We start from the raw sequence: 18,984 nt of genomic DNA, 5'->3' as shown, positions 1-18,984 counted from the left end.
GGCGGAGAGGAGTTCGCGACCATGGCGGAGCGGGGACAGGACTGGCTGCGGCGGACGTGGGACGAGGCCGCGCCTCGGTACGACCGCGACATCGCCTGGATCGAGCGGGCGCTGCTCGCCGACGGCCGCGAGTGGGTGTGCGGCCAGGCTTCGGGAGAAGTGCTGGAGGTCGCTGTCGGAACCGGCCGGAATCTGCCGCTGTACCCGCCGGACGTGCGGCTGACCGGGATCGACCTCAGTCCGTCGATGCTGGACCTCGCCCGCCGCCGGGCCGCTTCGACCGGACGCGAGGTCACGCTGACCGAGGCGGACGCGCAGTCCCTTCCGTTCCCGGACGGCACGTTCGACACGGTCGTCTGCACGCTGGGGCTGTGCGGCGTCCCGGACGAACGCGGCGCGATCGCGGAGATGCACCGGGTGCTGCGGCCGGACGGGCGGCTTCTGCTGCTGGACCACGTCGGCAGCGATCGATGGTTCGTTCTCGCTGGTCAACGGCTGCTGGAGAAGCTGACTGTATGGCAGTTGGGGGATTACTTGACTCGTCGCCCGCTGCCGTTGCTCGCCGCGGCCGGGTTCGAGGTCGAGCGGGCGGAGCGGAGCAAGGCCGGAATCGTCGAACGGTTGGCCGCACGGAAGGCCGCTTAGTCCTGTACGGTCGTATTGTACGTTCGTATAGGAGGGTTCGGATGAACGGCAAATGGGGGCACGTCGCGGTTGGCGTGCTGATGGTGGTCGTCGGCGCGGTGCTGTACTTCGTGTTCCGCGACGTCGAGACGCCGGTGGTCGGGCTGCGGCAGGTCGGCGTGGTGGTGGGAGTGCTCGGGATCCTGGAGTTGATCGCCGTCGCGTGGCGAGCGCGCGCGGGGGCGACTCGCCGGTGAAGCGGGCTGCCCATGTGCTCGATGCCGTGCTGGAGGTGCTGGCAGAGCAGGGAATCGGCGCGCTGAGCGTGCGGACGGTCGCCGCGGCGGCGGGCGTTTCTCCGGCTCAGGTGCAGTATTACTACCGGACGAAGAACGACCTCGTGCGTGCCGGTTTCGAGTACGCGGGGGAGCAGTTCCTAGCGGAAATCGAGGCGGCGCAACCGAAATCGATCGCCGGTTATGTCGAGCTGTGGCTGCCGCTGGACGAACCACGCACGCGGCGGGCCCGCGTATGGCTCGCCTACGCGGCGGCGGCCGTCGTGGATCCGGTGCTGCAGAAGGAAAATGCCAAGCTCGATCGCGAGCTGCGGCAGTGGTATGTCGACGCCGGGCTGTCCGAGGAGGTGGCGGCGCAGGTGTTCGCGATGATCGACGGGGTGACGCTGCAGTGTCTGTCGCTGCCGTTGGCGGACCGTCAGGCGCTGGCGGATCGGACGGTCGGTGCCTTCCTGAAGGCGCTACCTGAGTCGATGTAACACGTGATACATTCAGCGCTGTGGCAGAGGGCAAGTGGCTGGTACTTGTGGTGCGGGTGCCGTCCGGACCGTCGCGGCATCGGGTCGCCGTGTGGCGTGAGCTGCGGCGGGTAGGTGCGTTGTCGCTCGGGCAGGGCGCCTGGGCGGTGCCGGACGTGCCCGGGTTCGCCGGCGGCGTCGCGCGGGTCGCGGAGCTGGCCGAACGCGGCGACGGCGAGGTGATCACGCTCGACGCCGCGGAACGGGACGGTTCGCGGCTGGTGGAGCTGTTCACTGCCGAACGGGAAGAGGAGTGGACGGAGTTCCTGGCCGACTGCGGCAAGTTCGATGCCGAGATCGACAAGGAAATCCGGATCGCCAAGTTCACGATGGCCGAACTGGAAGAGGAAGAGCAGAGCCTCGAGCGGTTGCGGCGCTGGTATCGGGATCTGAAGGCCCGAGACGTGTTCGGGGCGCCTTCGGCGGGCGTGGCTGACCAGCGGTTGAAACACTGCACGGAGCGGCTTGCTGAGTACACCGAGCTGGTTTTCGAAGCCCTACATCAGATGTGAAGGGTGGCGTGGGCTCCAGGCTCGGCGGGGACGGGGCGGTTCGCAGACGACGTCAGGCGGGTTTTTCAAGCCCTGCCGCAGAGGTGAGGGTTTCGCATGAGTTCTGCTGAGCTGCGTCCGCTGTACGCCGCCGGGTTCGTCACCGCGTTCGGCGCGCACAGCATCGCCGCCAGCCTGGGCGCGTACACGCACGGTGATTCCTTGCTGACCTTGGGATTGCTGCTCGCGGTATACGACGGGGCCGAGGTCGTGCTCAAGCCGGTGTTCGGGTCGCTGGCCGACCGGATCGGGCCGCGGCCGGTGCTGCTCGGCGGCCTGCTGGCGTTCGCGCTCGCGTCGGCGGCCTTTGTGCTCGCGGGAAATCCGGCTGCGGTGGGCTTGGCCCGGTTCGGTCAGGGTGCGGCTGCGGCGGCCTTCTCGCCGGCGGCGGGCGCGTTGGTCGCTCGGTTGTCGCCGGAGAAACGGCAGGGGCGGGCGTTCGGTGGTTACGGCGCTTGGAAGAGCGTCGGCTACACGCTCGGCCCGTTGCTCGGCGGCGTGCTGATCATGCTGGGCGGGTTTTCCTTGCTGTTCGGCACTCTTGCGGTGCTGGCGTTCGTCGTCGCCGGGTGGGCCGCGTTGGCGGTGCCTGCGCCGGAGCCGTTGCCGCGCCAGCGACAGACCGTTCTCGACCTCGCCCGTCGGCTCGCTGAGCCTGGGTTCGTGCGGCCGACTGCGGTGCTGGCCGGAACGACTGCTGCGCTTGCGGTCGGGATCGGATTCCTGCCGGTGACCGGGGCAGCGAGCGGGCTCGGCACAGTCGCGACCGGTGCGGTGGTGTCGGTGCTGGCGTTGTGTTCGGCGTTGGTGCAGCCGTGGGCCGGGCGGCTGCGGGACGCTGGGCGGATTCCCGACGGACTGGGGATGGCTGGCGGGTTGCTGCTGACCGCTGCCGGGCTGGCGCTGGGCGCGTTCGTGCCGGGTGTCGCGGGAGTGGTGGTTGCGGCGGTCGCGATCGGCGTCGGGGTTGGAGTGGCCACGCCGATCGGGTTCGCACATTTGGCTGGTGCCGCACCGAAGGAACGGCTCGGGCAGACGATGGGAGCGGCTGAGGTCGGCCGCGAGCTGGGCGACGCGGGCGGGCCGTTGCTGGTCGGTGCGATCGCGTCGGCGGCGACGCTGGGTGTCGGGTTCGGCGGGCTCGCCGTGGTGCTGGCGGCGGTCGGCTTGCTCGTGGCTCGTGCTGGCTCCGGAAAGCCGTGAGGGGAACCCTCAGGGAATCAGAGTCCCTCAGGGTTCCCTTCACGGACCGGTCAGCTAGTAGCGATAGCCGGGTCGCTGGTCGAGGCTTGGCCGGTTTCCGCGTGGCCCGCGAAACGGCGCACGTACTGCCCGTCGTGATCGGCTTTGACCGTGATGTCGTACCAACCGTTGGCCACGCCCCACTTCGGCACCGCCCGTGACGTACCAGGGGCGAGCGTGTACTGGTAAGCCTCGGTAGGCGCGTAAGCGTCGATCCCGGTGAAGGTGACCGTCCGGTTGCTCGGGTTCGTGAACGTCACCGTCACGTAGCCAGCGTCGTGCCGGGCGGTGACCTCGGGGCCCAAGCCGCCGATGGTTCCGGCCTGTTCGCGGAGCCAGCCGTTCGGGCCGAAAACCGAGTACTGGTACCAATCTCCCGCGCCGCTGGGCAAATGCCAGCTGTCGGTGACCGACTTGTGGCCCTCCACGGTGTAGGGCCACGGCCCGTCGGAACGCATCCGGGACGTCACGTGGAATCCGGCTCCGGCGTCGCCGAGGTTGGTGAAGGTGAAGTACATCCGGCCGTCGCGGGCCTGCGTGTCCGCTGCCAGGTCGTACGGCAGCGCGCGTGCTTTGCGGGCGCCGGGTTCCTGTTTCGGGAGCGAGCCGTTCGACGGCGGCACCGGGTGATAGGTCGGCGGAGTGCTGTGGTCGGCGGGCGGTTGGTAGTCGCCGGTGCCGGGCAGGGACGGGACGCCGCTGTTGGCGCCGGTGAAGTCGAACGCCGACGTGAGATCCCCGCAGACCGCACGGCGCCACGGCGAAATGTTCGGATTGTGCACGCCGAAGCGCTTTTCCACGAATTGGATCAGCGACGTGTGGTCGAAAGTCTGCGAGCAGACCCAGCCGCCGGTGCTCCACGGCGAGACGGCCAGCAGCGGCACGCGCGGGCCGAGTCCGTAAGGCATTCCAGTCAGATACGACGCGGCCGCACCGCCTTCGTACCATTCTCCGGCGACGCTCACCGTCGACTGGCCCCAGTTCGCGTCGCGCGGCGGATACGGCGGGACGGCGTGGTCGAAGAAACCGTCGTTCTCGTCGTAAGTGATGAGCAGGACGGTTTTGCTCCACACGTCCGGATTCGAGGTGAGTGCGTCGAGTACTCCGGAGACATACCAGGCACCGTAATTGGCAGGCCACGCCGGATGTTCACAGTACGCTTCCGGGGCCACGATCCAGGAAACCTGCGGCAGGCGGTTCGCTTTGACATCCGCGGTGAGGCGGTCGAAGAATCCGTCGCCCGCGGTGGCGCGCGTGCCGGTGCGCGCGTTGTCGTAAAGCGGGCTGCCTTGGGTGGCGTTTTGGTACTGGGTCAGGTAAAGCAGCGAGTTGTCGCCGTAGTTGCCGATGTAGGCGTCTTTCGTCCAGCCCCAGCCGTGGTCCTTGTCGAGACCGTCGCCGATGTCCTGGTAGATCTTCCACGAAACCCCGGCCTTTTCCAGGATTTCCGGGAAACTGGTCCAGCCGTAGCCGGATTCTTCATTGCCCAGCACCGGTCCGTTGCCGGAACCGTCATTTCCGGTCCAGCCGGTGTACATGTAGTACCGGTTCGGGTCGGTGGAGGACAGCATCGAGCAGTGGTAGCCGTCGCAGATGGTGAACGCGTCGGCGAGCGCGTAGTGGAACGGGATGTCCTTGCGCGTCAGATACGCCATGGTGGTGCGGGTTTTCGCCGGGATCCACTTGTCCCACCGGCCGGTGCTCCAGGCGGTGTGCGTGCCGTTCCAGTCGTGGTTGAGGTCCTCGATGAAGGTGAGGCCGAGATTGTCCTCGGCGGGGCGGAACGGCAGGGTTTCGGCGCCGCTCGCGTCGGCCTGGTGCCACACGGGTTTCCCGCTCGGCAGCGAGACCGGGCGCGGGTCGCCGAAGCCGCGGACGCCGTTGAGGGTCCCGAAATAGTGGTCGAACGACCGGTTTTCCTGCATCAGCACGACGACGTGCTCGACGTCCGCGAGCGTGCCGGTGCGCACGGCGGCCGGCACCGAAGCCGCCCGCGCGATGCTCGCGGGCAACGCCGTGCCGGCGGCGGTGGCCGCGGCGAGTTGCATGAATCGGCGACGGCTGACCGATGACATCGATGTCTCCTCGAAAAGTCGGGGACAGTTCGCGGACGCGTTCGGGAATTTCCCACCGGGAAAAGCCGAACGAATCATCGACGGATCCTCCGCGCGCTGTCAACCGCTGACCGGGAGGGCGCCCGTTCGTACTGCGTCACAGCCGGTTCGCTACCCGTTTCACCGTCTTGATCACCGGTGCGGTTTCCACGTGGGCGACCGCGGGGAGCGCGGCGACGCTGGTGGTGAGATAGCGGTACAGCTCGCGCTGGCTGGCGCACACCGCTGTCGCGTACAGGTTGGTCGGGCCGGTGGTCGCGGCGGCGAACGCGACTTCCGGGTGCTCGGCCAGCGCGGCCCCGGCCTCCGCGAGAGCGGCCGGGGCGACCGAAAGCCACAGCAAAGTCCGGATTCCCTTGCCGTGCAATCGCCAATCGAGGTCAAGGTCGAAGTACAGCACGTCCCGTTCGCGCAGTTCCGCCATGCGGCGGCGGACGGTGGTCGGCGACCAGCCGGTCTCGGCGGCGAGTTGTTCGAACCCGGCGCGGCCGTCTGCGGCCAGCGCGGCGAGGAGCTCGCGGTCGCCGTCGTCGAGCGTCGCCGGGCCGGGCCGGAGGGGAAGCGGCGGCGGGCGTAACCGGGTGACGGTGGCTTCGTCCAGTACGCCTAGTTTGGCGACCAGGTTGTCGGGGCCGCCGTAGAACGCGTGCAGCACCGAATGCGCGGTGACGCCTTCGACCCGAGGCGTGCGGGGGAGTTTGGCCAGCAGCAACGCTTCGCTGTCGGCCTCGTTCTCGATGCGGACAGTGCAGGCGATTTCGGTGCCGCCGGACGTCAGGCTCACCCAAGCGGTGTCCGGTCGCCGCGCGAGCGCCTCGGCGACCGCGCCGGACGCGTTCGGTGCGCACCGGATGCGCAGGAACCATTGCACCGCACCGGAAGCCGCCTCGTTGACGCCGCCGACGACCCGGAGCGCTCCGGTCGACCGGAGCCGGGCGTAGCGGCGTGCGACGGTGCGATCCGACACGCCGAGGGCTTCGGCGATCGTGCTGAACGGTGCCCTCGGGTCGATCTGCAGGGCGTGCACGAGCTGGCGGTCGAGGTCGTCGTAGTCGGAATCCACCGGCTCGAGAGTACTCATGTCGGAATCCGCCGCAATCGGGCCGCTTTCTGGCTCGCGAGCTGTCGGCGGGCAGAGAGTCGGTTCCGAACACACCGACCCACGAGGGGAGAGATCATGACTGCCGAGGTGCTCGTCGTCGGCGCCGGGCCGACCGGGATGACGGCGGCGAACGAACTGCGGCTCGCCGGAGTTTCCTGCGTGCTGGTGGACCGATTGCCGAAGGCCAGCGAACTGTCCAAGGCCGGCGGGCTGCAGTCCCGCACCCAGGAGGCGTTCGACCAGCGCGGCCTGCTCGAACCGCTGCTGGCCACCGGCGACTATCCGGTCACCACCGCGCATTTCGCCGGGAATCTGCTGCCGCTGGTGCGCGGACGGCACCGGTTCCCGTGGCGGTCGGTTCCGCAGGTCGGGATCGAGGGCTTCCTGGAGAAACACCTTGCCGCGGAAGGAATCCACGTCCGCCGGAACCACGAACTGGCCGGGCTGGAGCAGGACGCGGACGGCGTCACCGCGACGTTCGCCGACGGCGCCACGATCCGCTCCCGGTACCTGGTCGCCGCCGACGGCGGGCGCAGCACGGTCCGGAAGCTGCTGGGCGCGGAGTTCTCCGGCCGTCCCGGGACCGCGACCATGGTGGCCGCCGACGTGCGGCTGAGCGCCGAGGTCCCGATGACCACGATCACCCCGGAGGGCTATCGCGCGCAGGTGTTCCCGCTCGGCGTCGACGCCGAAGGCCGCCCGCTGCGCCGGCTGACGTTCGGCGGACCCGGCTGGTCGCTGGAACGGGACGTCCCGGTCACTGAGGACGAGATCCGCACCGGGCTGAAGACGGTCTTCGGCGATCGGGTGGAACTGGTCGAACTCCGTTACGCACGCCGGATCACGAACGCCGCGCTGCAGGCCGCACAGTATCGGCACGGCCGCGTGTTCCTGGCCGGCGATGCCGCGCACGTACATCTTCCCTTTGGCGCGCAAGGCATGAACGCCGGAATCCAGGACGCGATGAATCTCGGCTGGAAGCTCGGCGCTGCGGTTCGCGGCACCGCGCCCGCGGGGCTGCTCGACAGCTACCACGCGGAACGGCATCCGGTCGGCGCGGCGGTGCTGCGCAACGTCCAGGCGCAGACTCTGCTCCTCGACGACAGCCCGGATTCGGCTGCGGCCCGGTCGTTGTTCACGGAATTGGTGCACTTGCCCGAAGTCCAGTACCTGCTGGACGACATGTTGTCCGGCATGGGTTTCCGCTACGCCGTTCCGGGCAGCGAGGACCATCCGCTGGTCGGGCTTCCCGCGCACGATCTCGGTCCGGAACTGCGGGCAGGACGCGGTGTTCTCGTGGATCCCGGAGGACAGTTCGGCGACCTCGCGACTCGGTGGGCGGATCGGGTGAACCGCGTTGAGACGGGTGCCGAGGCGAAGCTGGTCCGGCCGGACGGATATGTGGCGTGGGCCGGTGATCCGGACTGGCTGGAGCCCGCGCTTCGCCAGTGGTTCGGCGCGCCGGTGAGCTAGCGTGGCCGTCGTGCAGACCTGGCTGACCGACACCCGGACCTCGTACGACACCGTCGCCGACAGCTACGCCGACCGATTGCGCGACTCGATCGCCAAAAGCCCTTCGCTGCGAATGACTTTGGCCTTGTTCGCCTCGCTGGTGCGCGGGAACGGCCCGGTCGCCGACGTCGGCTGCGGCACCGGGCACGTGACCGCGCATCTGAACAGCCTGGGCCTGGACGCGTTCGGCCTCGACCTCTCACCCGGCATGATCGAGGTGGCCCGGCGGGACCACCCGGGGCTGCGATTCGCGGTCGGCTCGATGACCGCGCTTCCGCTGCCCGACGCTTCGGCCGCCGGGCTGCTGTCGTGGTGGTCGCTGATCCACGTCCCGGACGAGGAAGTGCCCACGGCGCTGGCGGAGTTCCACCGGGTGCTGCAGCCCGGGGCACCGGTCGCGATCGGCTTCCACGTCGGCGACGTCGCCCGGTTGAAGACGCAGGGTTACGGCGGACATCCGATGCAGCTGTACGTCCATCGCCGCCGTCCCGCGCAGGTGTCGGAATGGTTGCGCGAAGCCGGATTCACCGTCGAGGCGGAGTGGGTGGAGGAGCTGGACAGCGAGGTGCCGCAAGCGGTGGTCTACGCTCGCCGGCCGGGCTGAGGGATTTAGCCGAGGTCCAGCTTCGCCAGCCGCGGCAGGACCCCGTCGTGGGCATGGACACGGGGTTGGCCGCGGGGTGGGCGGACGAAGATTTCGTGCGGGACATCTTGGTTCGCTTCGCAGCGCCCAATTCCGAGAGGTGGATCGCGGCGTACTCCTGCGAGACGCCGGAGCAGCGGCGGGCGTTCATCGACACCGGCATTCTCGAGGCCGCGGCGAAGGACAAGGTGAACGACATGAAGGCGCGCGCGGCCGCGGTCGTCGGCGTCGACGCCGGGCAGCCAGGTCCAGGCGGCCGCTCGCCGGGCGGACAAGTCTTGACTCGTGAGTGCCTATGCCGGTTCTAACCGGGATTAACACTCACGAGGCGCAACCCCCCTCCAGCTGCCGCGTCTTGATGTTGTAACGCCAGCCGCCGAAGGGACGCCTGCACCATGCTCCGCCGCTCATTCCGCCAACTGGCCGTCCTAGCTCCGGTTGCCGCCCTGGTCGCCGTCACCCTGGCGACCCCGGCGTCGGCCGTGATCGGCGGTTCGGTCTCCAGCTACGGCCCGTGGGCGGTGCGGATGCTGGTCGACGGCAAACCCGAATGCACCGGCACCGCGATCAGTCGCGAATGGATCATCAGCGCCGACCACTGCTTCAACGAGGCCGCCGAACCCATCGCGGACTCCCGGATCGAGTTCCGCGTCGGCAATCTCGACCAGCGGCTCGGCACCGTCGTCCGGCCGGTGCCGGGCAGCCGCAACAACCACGCGCTGGCCGACCTCATGCTGATCAAGGTCACCCCGATGAACATCACTCCGGCGAAGCTGCCGACCGGGGGACCGGTGCGGCCAGGCGAGACGGTTCGCGGGTTCGGCTGGGGTGCGACCTGCACCGGCGACGAGAACAGTTGCCAGTCCGACGTGCTCAAGCAGGTGGACGCGAAGGTCATCGACCCCGACGACCAGCGCTGCGAGGGCATGACCATCTCCGGCGGCACCGATTTCTGCGCGCTGAGCACGACCGGCGTCACGGCGGGCGGCGACTCCGGCGGTCCGGTCATGTCCACCGCTGATCGCGACACGATCGTGGGAGTCACCAGCAAATCCGACCGCAGCAGCGTCGCGGCCGACGGGGACGTGTTCGGCCAGCTGGAGTGGATCAAGAAGACCATGAAGGGCTGAGAACGGCGCTCCGCAGGGCACGCACAGCTTCGTCGCGTGCGCCGGTCAGGGCGGGGGAGTCCATGGCGTGCGGGGCGCGGAGCGGGACGTTGCGCGGCAGTCGCGCGAAACGGGCCGACACGGCGTCGAGCACGGCGGGGCCCCACGGGCCGCCCAGGATGATGAGTTCCGGGTCGGCCACGGTCACCAAAGCCAGGAGCACGCCGCAGATCGCTTCGGCGAGGGTGTCGAGGACGTCGTCGGATTTGATCGCGGTCCGCAGGGCGTCGACGTCGATCGTGGTCGAATCCGGCTGGCGGACACCGAGATCGGCGAAGACGTCGATGAAGGCGAGCGCCTGGCCGTCCGCGCCGCGCGTGAGGACGTGCGCGATTTCCCCGGCGAAACCGGCATGCCCGCGCCGCACTTCGCCGTCGGCGACGACAGCGCAGCCGAGTCCTTCGCCGAGGAAGAGGTAGGCGAAGTCATCGGCGGCCTGTTCGGTGCGGGCGGCCCAGTTCACGTCGTTGTCCACCGTGACCGGTCCGGCGACCAGCGGTGCGAGGACGTCGGCGGGGGAGAGTTCCCCGAGCAGGAACGGGGAATCGGGCAGGTGGACCAGTTTCCCGGTGGCGCGGTCGACCGGATCCGCGGCGCTGACGACGGCGAGCCGGAGCGTCCCGGCGTCGTCGGCGACCTGCGCGGCGGCCTTGCGCAGAGCATGAGCGACCTTCCGCGGACGCACCGGGCGGCCGAGGTCTTCGACGTGCCGGGCTAGCACCTCGCCGAAAACGTCGACGGCTTCGGCGATCGCGCCGTCGTGGGAGATGCTCACGACCAGGGCCGTGCCGAGGTCGTCGGCCAGCGCGTAGTAGGTGCCGACGCGGCCGCGGCCGGTGGTGCGTTCGCCGGTGTCGCGCAGCAGCCCGGCCTCCGCGAGCCGCGCGACGCTGTCGCCGACCGCGGGCTTGGAAATGCCGGTGCGGGCGGCGATTTGCGCGCGCGTGAGCCGGCGTTCGGCGAGCAGCGCCCGCAGGACGTGCTCGTCGGTCAGCGACCGGAGCAGGTCGAGGGAGGGCTTGGCCGGCATCATCGGCGCGAGTGTAGCCGATTTAGTCAGGAGTGTTGCCTGAATCGGTGCGGGCGCCTTACCGTCGATTCAGTAAGGAGCCCTTCCTGAATGGAGCGAGCGCTATGCAGCTGCCCCCGTTGCCGCACTGGGAGACGACGCCGGACGACCTTCCGGCGGCGATTCGCGAGGTCAAAGCCGCGCTGCGGGCGCGGATCGAGGCGTCCGGGCGCACCGTGGACGAGGTGTTCGCGGTGGTCGAGGCGCGTGTCACCGCCGCGGTCGAGGAGATCGAGGCGGCGAAAGCGCGCGGCGAAGCGATCTGGCCGGAGCTGGACTACGCCGACATCGAGGCGGGCCGAGTCTCCGAAGAAGAACTCGCCCGGCTCGGGCGGCGCGGCTGTCTCGTGGTGCGCGGTCACTTCCCGCGCGAGCAGGCGCTTGAGTGGGATGCGGGGATCGTCGACTACGTCGACGGCAACCGGTTCTTCGAGAACTACCGCGGCCCCGGCGACGACTTCTTCGGCACCGTCGGCTCGAGGCCGGAGATCTATCCGATCTACTGGTCACCAGCGCAAATGGAAGCACGGCAAAGCGACCGGATGGCGCACGTGCAGGCGTTCCTCAACGCGCAGTGGAAGTCCGAGTCCGACGGTGTCCGGTGGTTCGATCCCGGCCGGGATTCGCTGTACCCGGACCGCATCCGCCGTCGCCCGCCGGGCGCGGATTCCGGCGGTCTCGGCTCCCATCTCGACCCGGGCACCCTGGACCTCTGGATGACCGAGGCGTACCAGCGGGCTTTCCGGCAACTGTTCGACGGCACCGTCGAGTCCTACGACCCGTGGGACGCCGCGCACCGCACGGCCGGTCCGCAGTTCGAGGGTTCGACGATGTGCTCGGTGTTCCGCACCTTCCAGGGCTGGACCGCGCTGTCCGACATGAAACACGACCAGGGCGTGCTGCACACGGTGCCGATCCCGGAGGCGATGGGCTACCTGATGCTGCGGCCGCTGCTGGCCGACGTCCCGGAGGACGACATGTGCGGCGTAACGGTGAACCAGGTGTTCCCGGCCAGCGAGAAATGGCATTCGTTGCTGCTGCGGGCTTCCAGCGGCATCCCGGACGTGCGGGCGGGCGATTCCGTGTGGTGGCACTGCGATCTGATCCACAGCGTCGCTCCGGTGGAGAACCAGCAGGGCTGGGGCAACGTCATGTACATCCCGGCCGCACCGTGGTGCCCGCGGAACGCGGCGTACGCGGGGTCGGTGCGCGAAGCGTTCGAGTCCGGGTCCAGTCCGTCGGACTTCCCGGCCGAGCATTACGAGCGAACCTGGCCGGACCGATTCGCTCCCGGGCAGTTGAACGAGACCGGGCGGCGCGGGCTCGGCATCGGATGACAGTGGTCTAGTCCATTCGGGCCAGCGGGCGGGGCGGGTCCGCGCTCCGACCGGTTCTTTCACCTGGTGGCCACTGTGGACGGTGCGGTGCGGATTCAAGGCACGGCAACCGGATTGCGGCGGGTGTTTCACTGCCGGGTCGACGGAGTGCCGGTCGCCGCTGATCGGGCAGATCTGCTCGCCGAGTTTCTTGTGGGGTGCTCGCCGCGCGGGTGTCATGCGGGCTGCAACTTCCGCCGCCGTTGAACGAACGACCGTTGTGCGTCAAGGTTTCCGCAGTGCCGCCGAGTGTCTGTCTGTTGTGGACAGACGGCCGAGTGCGGGTGAAGCCGTGGTGGCGTCCGCCGGTCGCTCGCGAGTCGCTTGCCCGCGGACCGCGCTCGCCGAGGCGGTCCACTCTGGACGCGGGTCCGCTGACCTGTCCGGCGGCATGGATTCGACGTCGCTGTGTTTCCTTGCCGCTCGGGAGAATCCGGAGTTGCTAACCGTCCGCTGGGCTCGAGGCGGAGGCGGGCAACGACGACGCGGAAGGACGTGACCGCAGTGCTCGACCACCTGCGGTCCGCCGGGTTGCTGACGGCATGACCGCCCCGGTCGCGCTCGCCACGCGCACCCGCCTCCCGCTGCATCGCCGCCCGGTGCCGCTGCTTGCCGTAGTTTTGGCCCGCCCGCTCGCCCGGCTGCGTCCGGCGAAGCTGCGCCGAGTCTTGGAATTCGCACGCCGCGGTGCCCGCGCAGCGACCACCGATGAGGCATCCGCTGCCCGATCGGACGTCGTATCCGTCAGCCTCCGCTGTGCCGGACAAGGCTGCTCCAACGCTCGATCGCCGCCGCGCTCCTGTGTCGGCTCAGGGGCTCCTGGCCGACCTGGTGCACCGGCGTGCGGACGAGCCCGTTCGCCGCGCATGCGTGGATCGAGGCGGACGGTCGCGCGATCGGGGAGCCGTATCCGGACGGCCATTACGCGCCGATGCTGTCGGTTCCGCCGGTGGCGAGGGTGATGTCCACGAACGCCTGAGTTGCCGCGGCAATCGGACCCGACCGATATATCAACCACTGCGGGAGCGTCTCCGGCGGCGAGAACCGGAACACCTCGGCACCGGCGCGGCGGGCCAGGTCCGCCCAGCCGTCCGGCATCAGGCTCGCGCCGATCCCGCGCAGCACCATCGGCAGCACGACGCTCCGGTCGCCTGCCTCGGCCGCGATCGACAGGCCAGGCACGCTCGCCGCGAGCCGGTCGAAGAATCCGCGGACGGCCGTCGGCGACGTGGTGACGACGAACTGCCTGCCGCTGAGTTCGGACCGCTCCACGACCCCGCCCGAGCCGATTTCCGTGCCGGGCGGGGCGACCAGCAGCACTTCCTCGTCCCGCAGGTGATGCGCGACCAGCCCCGGCCCGACCGGGCGTTCGGCGCTCCCGCACACCCCGGCCTCGCACCGGCCCTGCACCACCATCGCGACCACCTCGGCCGCCGACAACGCCGCCGACGTGCTCACCAAAACGCCCGGATACCGCGTGCGCATCTCGGCGATGATGCTGAGCACCGGCTCCAGCGCGGACGACGACGTGGCCGCGACGTCGATCCGCCCGGCCGGTCCGTCGCCCGCCAGCCGTGCGGCGGCGCGCAGGGCGTCGAGGTCGCGCAGCACGAGACGGGCGCGTCCGGCCAGCAGTTCGCCCGCGTTCGACAGCACCGCGTTACGCCCGACCCGGTGGAACAGTTCGACGCCCAGGTCCTGTTCCAGCTTCGAAATCGCCCGCGACAACGACGGCTGCGCCACCCGCAAAGCCCGCGCCGCGTGCGTGAACCCGCCGTGCTCGGCGATCGCGACGAAGTACTCCAGCTGACGGCGTTCCATAGCGATACGCTATCGGACTGGTGTCTCAGATGTCTTTGACGTACCGCCAGCTCACACGCGACGATAAGACCCATGGTCCAGACGCGCCCGACGTTGCAGGGCACCTTCGGCATGGTGTCGTCCACCCACTGGCTCGCCTCGGCGGCCGCGATGGCGGTCCTCGAGGACGGCGGCAACGCCTACGACGCCGCGGTCGCGGGCGCGTTCGTGCTGCATGTCGTCGAGCCGCACCTCAACGGTCCGGGCGGCGAGGTGCCGATGATCCTCGCCCCGGCGGGCGGTGCGCCGAAGGTGCTGTGCGGGCAGGGCCCCGCGCCTGCCGGCGCGACGATCGAGCACTACACGTCGCTTGGCCTGGACCTCGTCCCCGGCACCGGTCCGCTCGCCGCCGCGGTGCCCGGCGCGGTCGAGGCGTGGCTGCTCCTGCTGCACGACCACGGCACGAAGTCGCTGCGCGAGGTCCTCAAGTACGCCATTCACTACGCCGCGGACGGCCACCCGGCGGTGGAGCGCGTCGGCGCGACGGTGGAGACCGTCCGCGAGCTGTTCGAAAACGAATGGACCACGTCGGCCGAGCTGTACTTGCCCGGCGGCGTCGCACCGAAACCCGGTGGGCTGCTGAAGAATCCCGCGCTCGCCGAGACCTGGCGCCGGCTGATCGCGGAAGCTGAGGCCGCCGGAAGCGACCGGGAAGCGCAGATCGAGGCGGCGCGGAAGGCGTGGCGCGAGGGGTTCGTCGCCGAAGCACTCGCCGCCTTCGCCGCGAAACCGGCGATGGATTCTTCCGGCGAACGGCACGCGGGCACGCTCACCGCCGACGACCTCGCCGCGTTCCGCCCGGCCTACGAGGACCCGGTCACCCACACCTGGAACGGCTGGACCGTCGCGAAAGTCGGCCTGTGGAGCCAAGGTCCGGCTTTTTTGCAGCAGGTCGCGCTCCTGCCGGGCGAGCTGGAGTACGCGACGCCGGACTATTACCACCGGCTCATCGAGGGCACGAAGCTCGCGATGGCCGACCGTGAAGCCTGGTACGGCGACAGCACGGACGTGTCCATCGAGGCGCTGCTTTCCCCGGAGTACAACGAGGCCCGGCGCAAGCTGATCGGTGAGCGCGCGTCCTTCGACCTGCGTCCGGGCAGCCCGGAGGGTCGCACGCCTCAGTTGAGTCGGCACGCGCACTACGTCGTGGGCGGCGGGGTCACCGCGTCGGCGATCGGGGCGGGGGAGCCGACCGTCGCGAAGGACGGCCTGACCCGGGGCGACACCTGCCACCTCGACGTCGTCGACCGGTGGGGCAACATGATCGCCGCGACGCCGAGCGGCGGCTGGCTGCAGTCCAACCCGGTGGTGCCGGAGCTGGGCTTCCCGCTGGGCACCCGGCTGCAAATGGCGTGGCTCGACCCGGGCCTGCCCAACTCGCTCGCGCCGGGCAAGCGGCCGCGCACGACGCTCTCGCCGTCGCTCGCGCTGCGCGACGGCGTGCCGGTGATGGCCTTCGGCACCCCCGGCGGCGACCAGCAGGACCAGTGGAACTTCCACTTCTTCCTCGGCACGGCGTTGCGAGAGAAGGTCCGTGGCGGGCTCGACCTGCAAGGTGCGATCGACGCGCCGAACTGGCACACGGACAGTTTCCCGAGTTCGTTCTACCCGCGCGGCATGGCGGCGGGCAGTGTGACGGTGGAGTCGCGGATCGGTGCGGAGGTCATTGCGGCGTTGGAGGCGCGGGGTCATGACGTGACGGTGGGGGAGCCGTGGTCGGAGGGGCGGATGTGCGCGGTGGCGAAGGATCCTGAGACTGGGGTGCTTTCGGCGGCGGCGAATTCACGTGGCGCGCAAGGGTATGCCGCTGGGCGGTGATCGGGATTGACAAGCGCGGTCCTGGCGGCAGGCAGCGTGATGGTGGAGTCGCGGATCGGTGCGGAGGTCATTGCGGCGCTGGAGGAGTGGGGCCGTGCCGTGACGGTCGGGGAGCCGTTGGTCGGAAGGACGGCTGTCCGCGGTGGCCAAGAATCCCGAGACCGGGGTGTTTTCGGCGGCGGCGATTTCGCCTGGGCGCGAGGGTATGCCGCCGGGCGGGGCAGGGCGCTCAGCCCTCCGGCGGCTGCTCGGCGACGTCGGCGGCCCCGGGCAATCCCATGAGCACGATTTCGGCCGCGGTGCTCAGCGGTGAACGACGCGCGTTCGCCTTCTCCGAGATACCCGGTGGTGTGGGCTCGGCAGCGGGACCAGGCTCCGACTGCCCCCTTTCGGCAGATTTACAACGTTGTATCGCGGGGTGACACTGAGGTCGCTCGGTTTCTTCTTTCCCGTGTCCGGCATCTGACCGAAAGAAGCTGTCGATGTCCTCCTCCCAACGTCCCCGCATACTCAGCCGCCGCGACGCTCTGCGCTGGGCGGGCACCGGCGCGGCCGCGGCCGCCGCGCTCTGGTGCGCGCCGGAGCTGGTCCAGTCCACCGCCTCGGCAGCGCCGGCGGGCACGCTGAACCCGCTGCGCCCGCCCGCGACGCCGCTCATCGTGCGTTCGCCGTACCTCTCGACCTGGCAGGCCGCGGACAACCTGCCCGGCGCCTGGTCCACGTTCTGGACCGGGCACGTCACCGCGCTGTGCGGAATCGCCCGGATCGACGGCGCCGCGTACGTGTTCGCCGGGGCACCGCAACTGCCGTCCGGCCCGAGCCTGACGCCGATGACGCAGAACTCCTTGCAGGTCACGGCAACCCGCTCGATTTACGAACTCGCCGGCGGCGGCGTGACCCTCACCGTCACCTTCTTCTCCCCGGTCGACCCCGGCAATCTCCAGCGGCAGTGCGTGCCGTTCGGCTACGTCACCGTCGCCGCGGCGAGCGCCGACGGCCGGGCGCACACCGTCTCGCTGCATTTCGACACGTCGGCCGAGTGGTTGCAATGGGATTCGGGCACGCCGGTCGGCTGGCAGCGGCAGGAGTCCGGCGGCATCACGTCGCTGAGCGTCCAGGCCGCTTCGCCGGCGGTGCTCGCCGAGGACGGGCACGACCAGCCGCGCTGGGGTTCGCTCGTGGTCGCGGCGCCTTCGTCCGGCGTGACCTGGCAGATCGGGCAGGACACGGTCGTGCGCGCGAACTCGGCGAACGGGGGAGCGCTGCCCGGGACCAGCGATCCGGACCAGCCGCGGGCGATCAGCGACCGTTGGCCAGTCCTCGCGTTCGCCAAAGACCTGGGCACGATCCAGCCGGGCGCGGCGGCCGATCCGCTGGTGGTGGTGATCGGGCACGTCCGCACGCCCGCGGTCAGCTACCTCGGCGCGCAGCTGGCGCCTTGGTGGACGCACTACTGGTCGTCGTGGCAGGACATGGTCTCTTGGTTCCACGCCGACTACCCGGCCGCGCTCGCCGCGGGCCTCGCGCTGGACGAGCGGATCGACAACGAAGCTTCTGCCGCTGCTGGCGGTGGCAGTACCGGCGACCATTACGCGGCGATTTGCGCGCTCGCGCTGCGCCAAGCATTCGGCGGGACCGAACTGGTCGAGAGGAACGGCTCGCCGTGGGCGTTCCTGAAGGAGATCTCGTCCAGCGGCAATGTGTCCACAGTGGACGTAATCTATCCAGCGTTGCCCGGCTATCTGCATCTCTCGCCGGAATTCGTGCGGCTGCTGCTGGAACCGGTGCTCGATTACGCCGAACACGGCGGCTGGCCGATGACGTTCTCGGAACACGACATCGGCGCGTCCTATCCGAACGCGGCCGGGCACAACGACGGCAACGAGGAGAGCATGCCGGTCGAGGAATCGGCCAACATGCTCATAATGTCCGCTGCGGTCGTGCAGCGCCTGGATTCCGCGGCGGCGAAGTCATTCGCCAGTGCGCACTACGGAATCCTGCGGCAATGGGCCGAATACCTCGTGGGCAATACTCTCGACCCGGGCAACCAGAACCAGACCGACGACTTCACCGGCTGGATCGCGCACAGCGCCAACCTCGCGTTGAAGGGCATCATCGGTGTCGGTGCGATGGCCATTCTCGCCGATGTCAACGGAAACTCCGCCGATGCGTTGCGGTACCGGTCGATTTCCCGTTCGTACATCAGCCAATGGACCACTTTGGCCAATGACGGTTCGCACCTCCGGATGGCGTATGACCAGCCGGGCACCTGGAGCCTGAAATACAACGGTTTCGCGGACCGGTTGCTGGGCCTTGATCTGGTCCCGCTCGGCACCGCCGCGCGGGAAGCCGCCTGGTACCAGTCCAAACGAGGTGCGCACGGTGTCCCGCTGGACCTCCGCCACGACTACACGAAGGCCGACTGGGAGCTGTGGACGGCCGCCTGGCTGACCGACCACACCGACATCCGCACGACGCTCATCGAAGGCGTCTACAGCTTCGCCAACACCACCGGCTCGAGGGTTCCGTTCTCAGACTGGTACTTCGTCGCCGACGCCCGGCAATCCGGCTTCCAGGCGCGCCCGGTCGCCTCCGGGTACTTGGCCTTGCTGCCGCGCCCGGCCGCTTCGACGACGTCGTGGCGGCGGATCCAGAACCAGCGGTCCGGGAAACTGCTCGCGGTGCAGGACATGTCGCTTTCGGACATTGCTGACGTGACGCAATGGCAGGACAACGGCACGGTCGATCACGTGTGGACAGTCGTGGACAGCGGCGACGGGACCGTCCGGATCATGAACCGCAACAGCGGCAAGGTGCTGGCGGTGCACGACCAGAGCCTGGACAACGGTGCACACGTGCAGCAGTTCCAGGCCAACGGCACGCCGGATCACCTGTGGCGGATTGTGGACGCGGGCGGCGGCTGGTGGAAGCTGGTGAACGTCCACAGTGGAAAGGTGATGGCCGTCGATCAGCAGTCCACTGCGGACGGTGCGCAGGTGACGCAGTGGGACGACAACGGAACGCCGGACCATTTGTGGAGGTTCATCTGAGCCCGGCGACGTGCCGTGAGGGGAACCTTCACGGACTCTG

The 18,984-nt window shown here is 69.4% G+C and carries 17 protein-coding genes; 13 read left to right on the top strand and 4 right to left on the bottom strand.

Annotated elements, in window-relative coordinates:
• Positions 1-21 precede the first annotated feature (21 nt).
• The 5 genes from D0D37_RS07715 to D0D37_RS07700 all read left to right on the top strand — a co-directional run bounded on the left by D0D37_RS07715 (position 22) and on the right by D0D37_RS07700 (position 3,192).
• Positions 22-645, top strand: a complete 624-nt coding sequence (locus D0D37_RS07715; RefSeq protein ID WP_116199837.1) for a class I SAM-dependent methyltransferase — start codon at positions 22-24, stop codon at positions 643-645.
• A gap of 41 nt (positions 646-686) precedes the next feature.
• On the top strand, positions 687-881 hold the full coding sequence (locus tag D0D37_RS46485; protein ID WP_162834120.1) for a hypothetical protein: 195 nt from the start codon (positions 687-689) through the stop codon (positions 879-881).
• Positions 848-1,399 carry a TetR/AcrR family transcriptional regulator gene (locus D0D37_RS07710; RefSeq protein WP_162834119.1) on the top strand — a complete coding sequence of 184 codons (552 nt, stop codon included), beginning with the start codon at positions 848-850 and terminating at the stop codon, positions 1,397-1,399. Before D0D37_RS46485 ends, D0D37_RS07710 begins: the two co-directional genes overlap by 34 nt.
• A gap of 20 nt (positions 1,400-1,419) precedes the next feature.
• Positions 1,420-1,950, top strand: a complete 531-nt coding sequence (locus D0D37_RS07705) for a Chromate resistance protein ChrB (RefSeq protein ID WP_116199835.1) — start codon at positions 1,420-1,422, stop codon at positions 1,948-1,950.
• Positions 1,951-2,046: 96 nt separating this feature from the next.
• Positions 2,047-3,192 (top strand): MFS transporter, encoded by a 1,146-nt coding sequence (locus D0D37_RS07700; RefSeq protein ID WP_116199834.1) that lies wholly within the window; start codon positions 2,047-2,049, stop codon positions 3,190-3,192.
• 50 nt (positions 3,193-3,242) lie between these two features.
• Here the strand turns inward: D0D37_RS07700 and D0D37_RS07695 are convergent, their stop codons facing one another.
• On the bottom strand, positions 3,243-5,306 hold the full coding sequence (locus D0D37_RS07695) for a phosphocholine-specific phospholipase C (protein ID WP_116199833.1): 2,064 nt from the start codon (positions 5,304-5,306) through the stop codon (positions 3,243-3,245).
• Positions 5,307-5,442: 136 nt separating this feature from the next.
• A complete protein-coding gene (locus tag D0D37_RS07690) occupies positions 5,443-6,408 on the bottom strand; it encodes an Lrp/AsnC family transcriptional regulator (protein ID WP_116199929.1) in 966 nt (321 codons plus the stop codon).
• A 114-nt stretch (positions 6,409-6,522) separates the two neighbouring features.
• Here D0D37_RS07690 and D0D37_RS07685 point away from each other — a divergent pair, with 114 nt between their 5' ends.
• The 4 genes from D0D37_RS07685 (at position 6,523) to D0D37_RS07670 (ending at position 9,732) form a co-directional block, all read left to right on the top strand.
• A complete protein-coding gene (locus D0D37_RS07685) occupies positions 6,523-7,920 on the top strand; it encodes an FAD-dependent monooxygenase (RefSeq protein ID WP_116199832.1) in 1,398 nt (465 codons plus the stop codon).
• A gap of 1 nt (position 7,921) precedes the next feature.
• Complete coding sequence (locus tag D0D37_RS07680; RefSeq protein ID WP_116199831.1) at positions 7,922-8,563, top strand: class I SAM-dependent methyltransferase; 642 nt, start codon at positions 7,922-7,924, stop codon at positions 8,561-8,563.
• A 47-nt stretch (positions 8,564-8,610) separates the two neighbouring features.
• A complete protein-coding gene (locus D0D37_RS07675) occupies positions 8,611-8,910 on the top strand; it encodes a hypothetical protein (RefSeq protein ID WP_116199830.1) in 300 nt (99 codons plus the stop codon).
• Positions 8,911-8,997: 87 nt separating this feature from the next.
• A complete protein-coding gene (locus D0D37_RS07670; protein WP_116199829.1) occupies positions 8,998-9,732 on the top strand; it encodes a S1 family peptidase in 735 nt (244 codons plus the stop codon).
• Here D0D37_RS07670 and D0D37_RS07665 read toward each other — a convergent pair.
• Complete coding sequence (locus D0D37_RS07665) at positions 9,710-10,804, bottom strand: ROK family transcriptional regulator (RefSeq protein ID WP_116199828.1); 1,095 nt, start codon at positions 10,802-10,804, stop codon at positions 9,710-9,712. The two genes, D0D37_RS07670 and D0D37_RS07665, sit on opposite strands and share 23 nt — an antisense overlap.
• Positions 10,805-10,905: 101 nt before the next feature.
• Between D0D37_RS07665 and D0D37_RS07660 the strand changes: the two genes are divergently transcribed.
• Positions 10,906-12,177: a DUF1479 domain-containing protein gene (locus D0D37_RS07660; protein ID WP_116199827.1), complete on the top strand. Its 1,272-nt coding sequence runs from the start codon at positions 10,906-10,908 to the stop codon at positions 12,175-12,177.
• A gap of 754 nt (positions 12,178-12,931) precedes the next feature.
• Positions 12,932-13,195 (top strand): lasso peptide biosynthesis B2 protein, encoded by a 264-nt coding sequence (locus D0D37_RS47820; protein ID WP_341867974.1) that lies wholly within the window; start codon positions 12,932-12,934, stop codon positions 13,193-13,195.
• Here D0D37_RS47820 and D0D37_RS07650 read toward each other — a convergent pair.
• Positions 13,138-14,037, bottom strand: coding sequence for a LysR family transcriptional regulator (locus tag D0D37_RS07650; RefSeq protein WP_116199826.1), 900 nt, complete (start codon positions 14,035-14,037; stop codon positions 13,138-13,140). The genes D0D37_RS47820 and D0D37_RS07650 overlap by 58 nt on opposite strands.
• A gap of 72 nt (positions 14,038-14,109) precedes the next feature.
• On the opposite strand from D0D37_RS07650, the gene D0D37_RS07645 reads away from it, so the two are divergent.
• Together D0D37_RS07645 and D0D37_RS07640 are read left to right on the top strand one after the other, a co-directional pair.
• Complete coding sequence (locus D0D37_RS07645; RefSeq protein WP_116199825.1) at positions 14,110-15,894, top strand: gamma-glutamyltransferase family protein; 1,785 nt, start codon at positions 14,110-14,112, stop codon at positions 15,892-15,894.
• A gap of 482 nt (positions 15,895-16,376) precedes the next feature.
• Positions 16,377-18,944, top strand: a complete 2,568-nt coding sequence (locus D0D37_RS07640) for a glutaminase domain-containing protein (protein ID WP_116199824.1) — start codon at positions 16,377-16,379, stop codon at positions 18,942-18,944.
• Positions 18,945-18,984 lie beyond the last annotated feature (40 nt).

The sequence above is a fragment of the Amycolatopsis circi genome (genome assembly GCF_003385235.1).
Classification (GTDB): Bacteria; Actinomycetota; Actinomycetes; order Mycobacteriales; family Pseudonocardiaceae; genus Amycolatopsis; species Amycolatopsis circi.
Note: the sequence above shows the minus strand (reverse complement) of the source record. Positions and strands in the feature narration are given on the sequence as shown.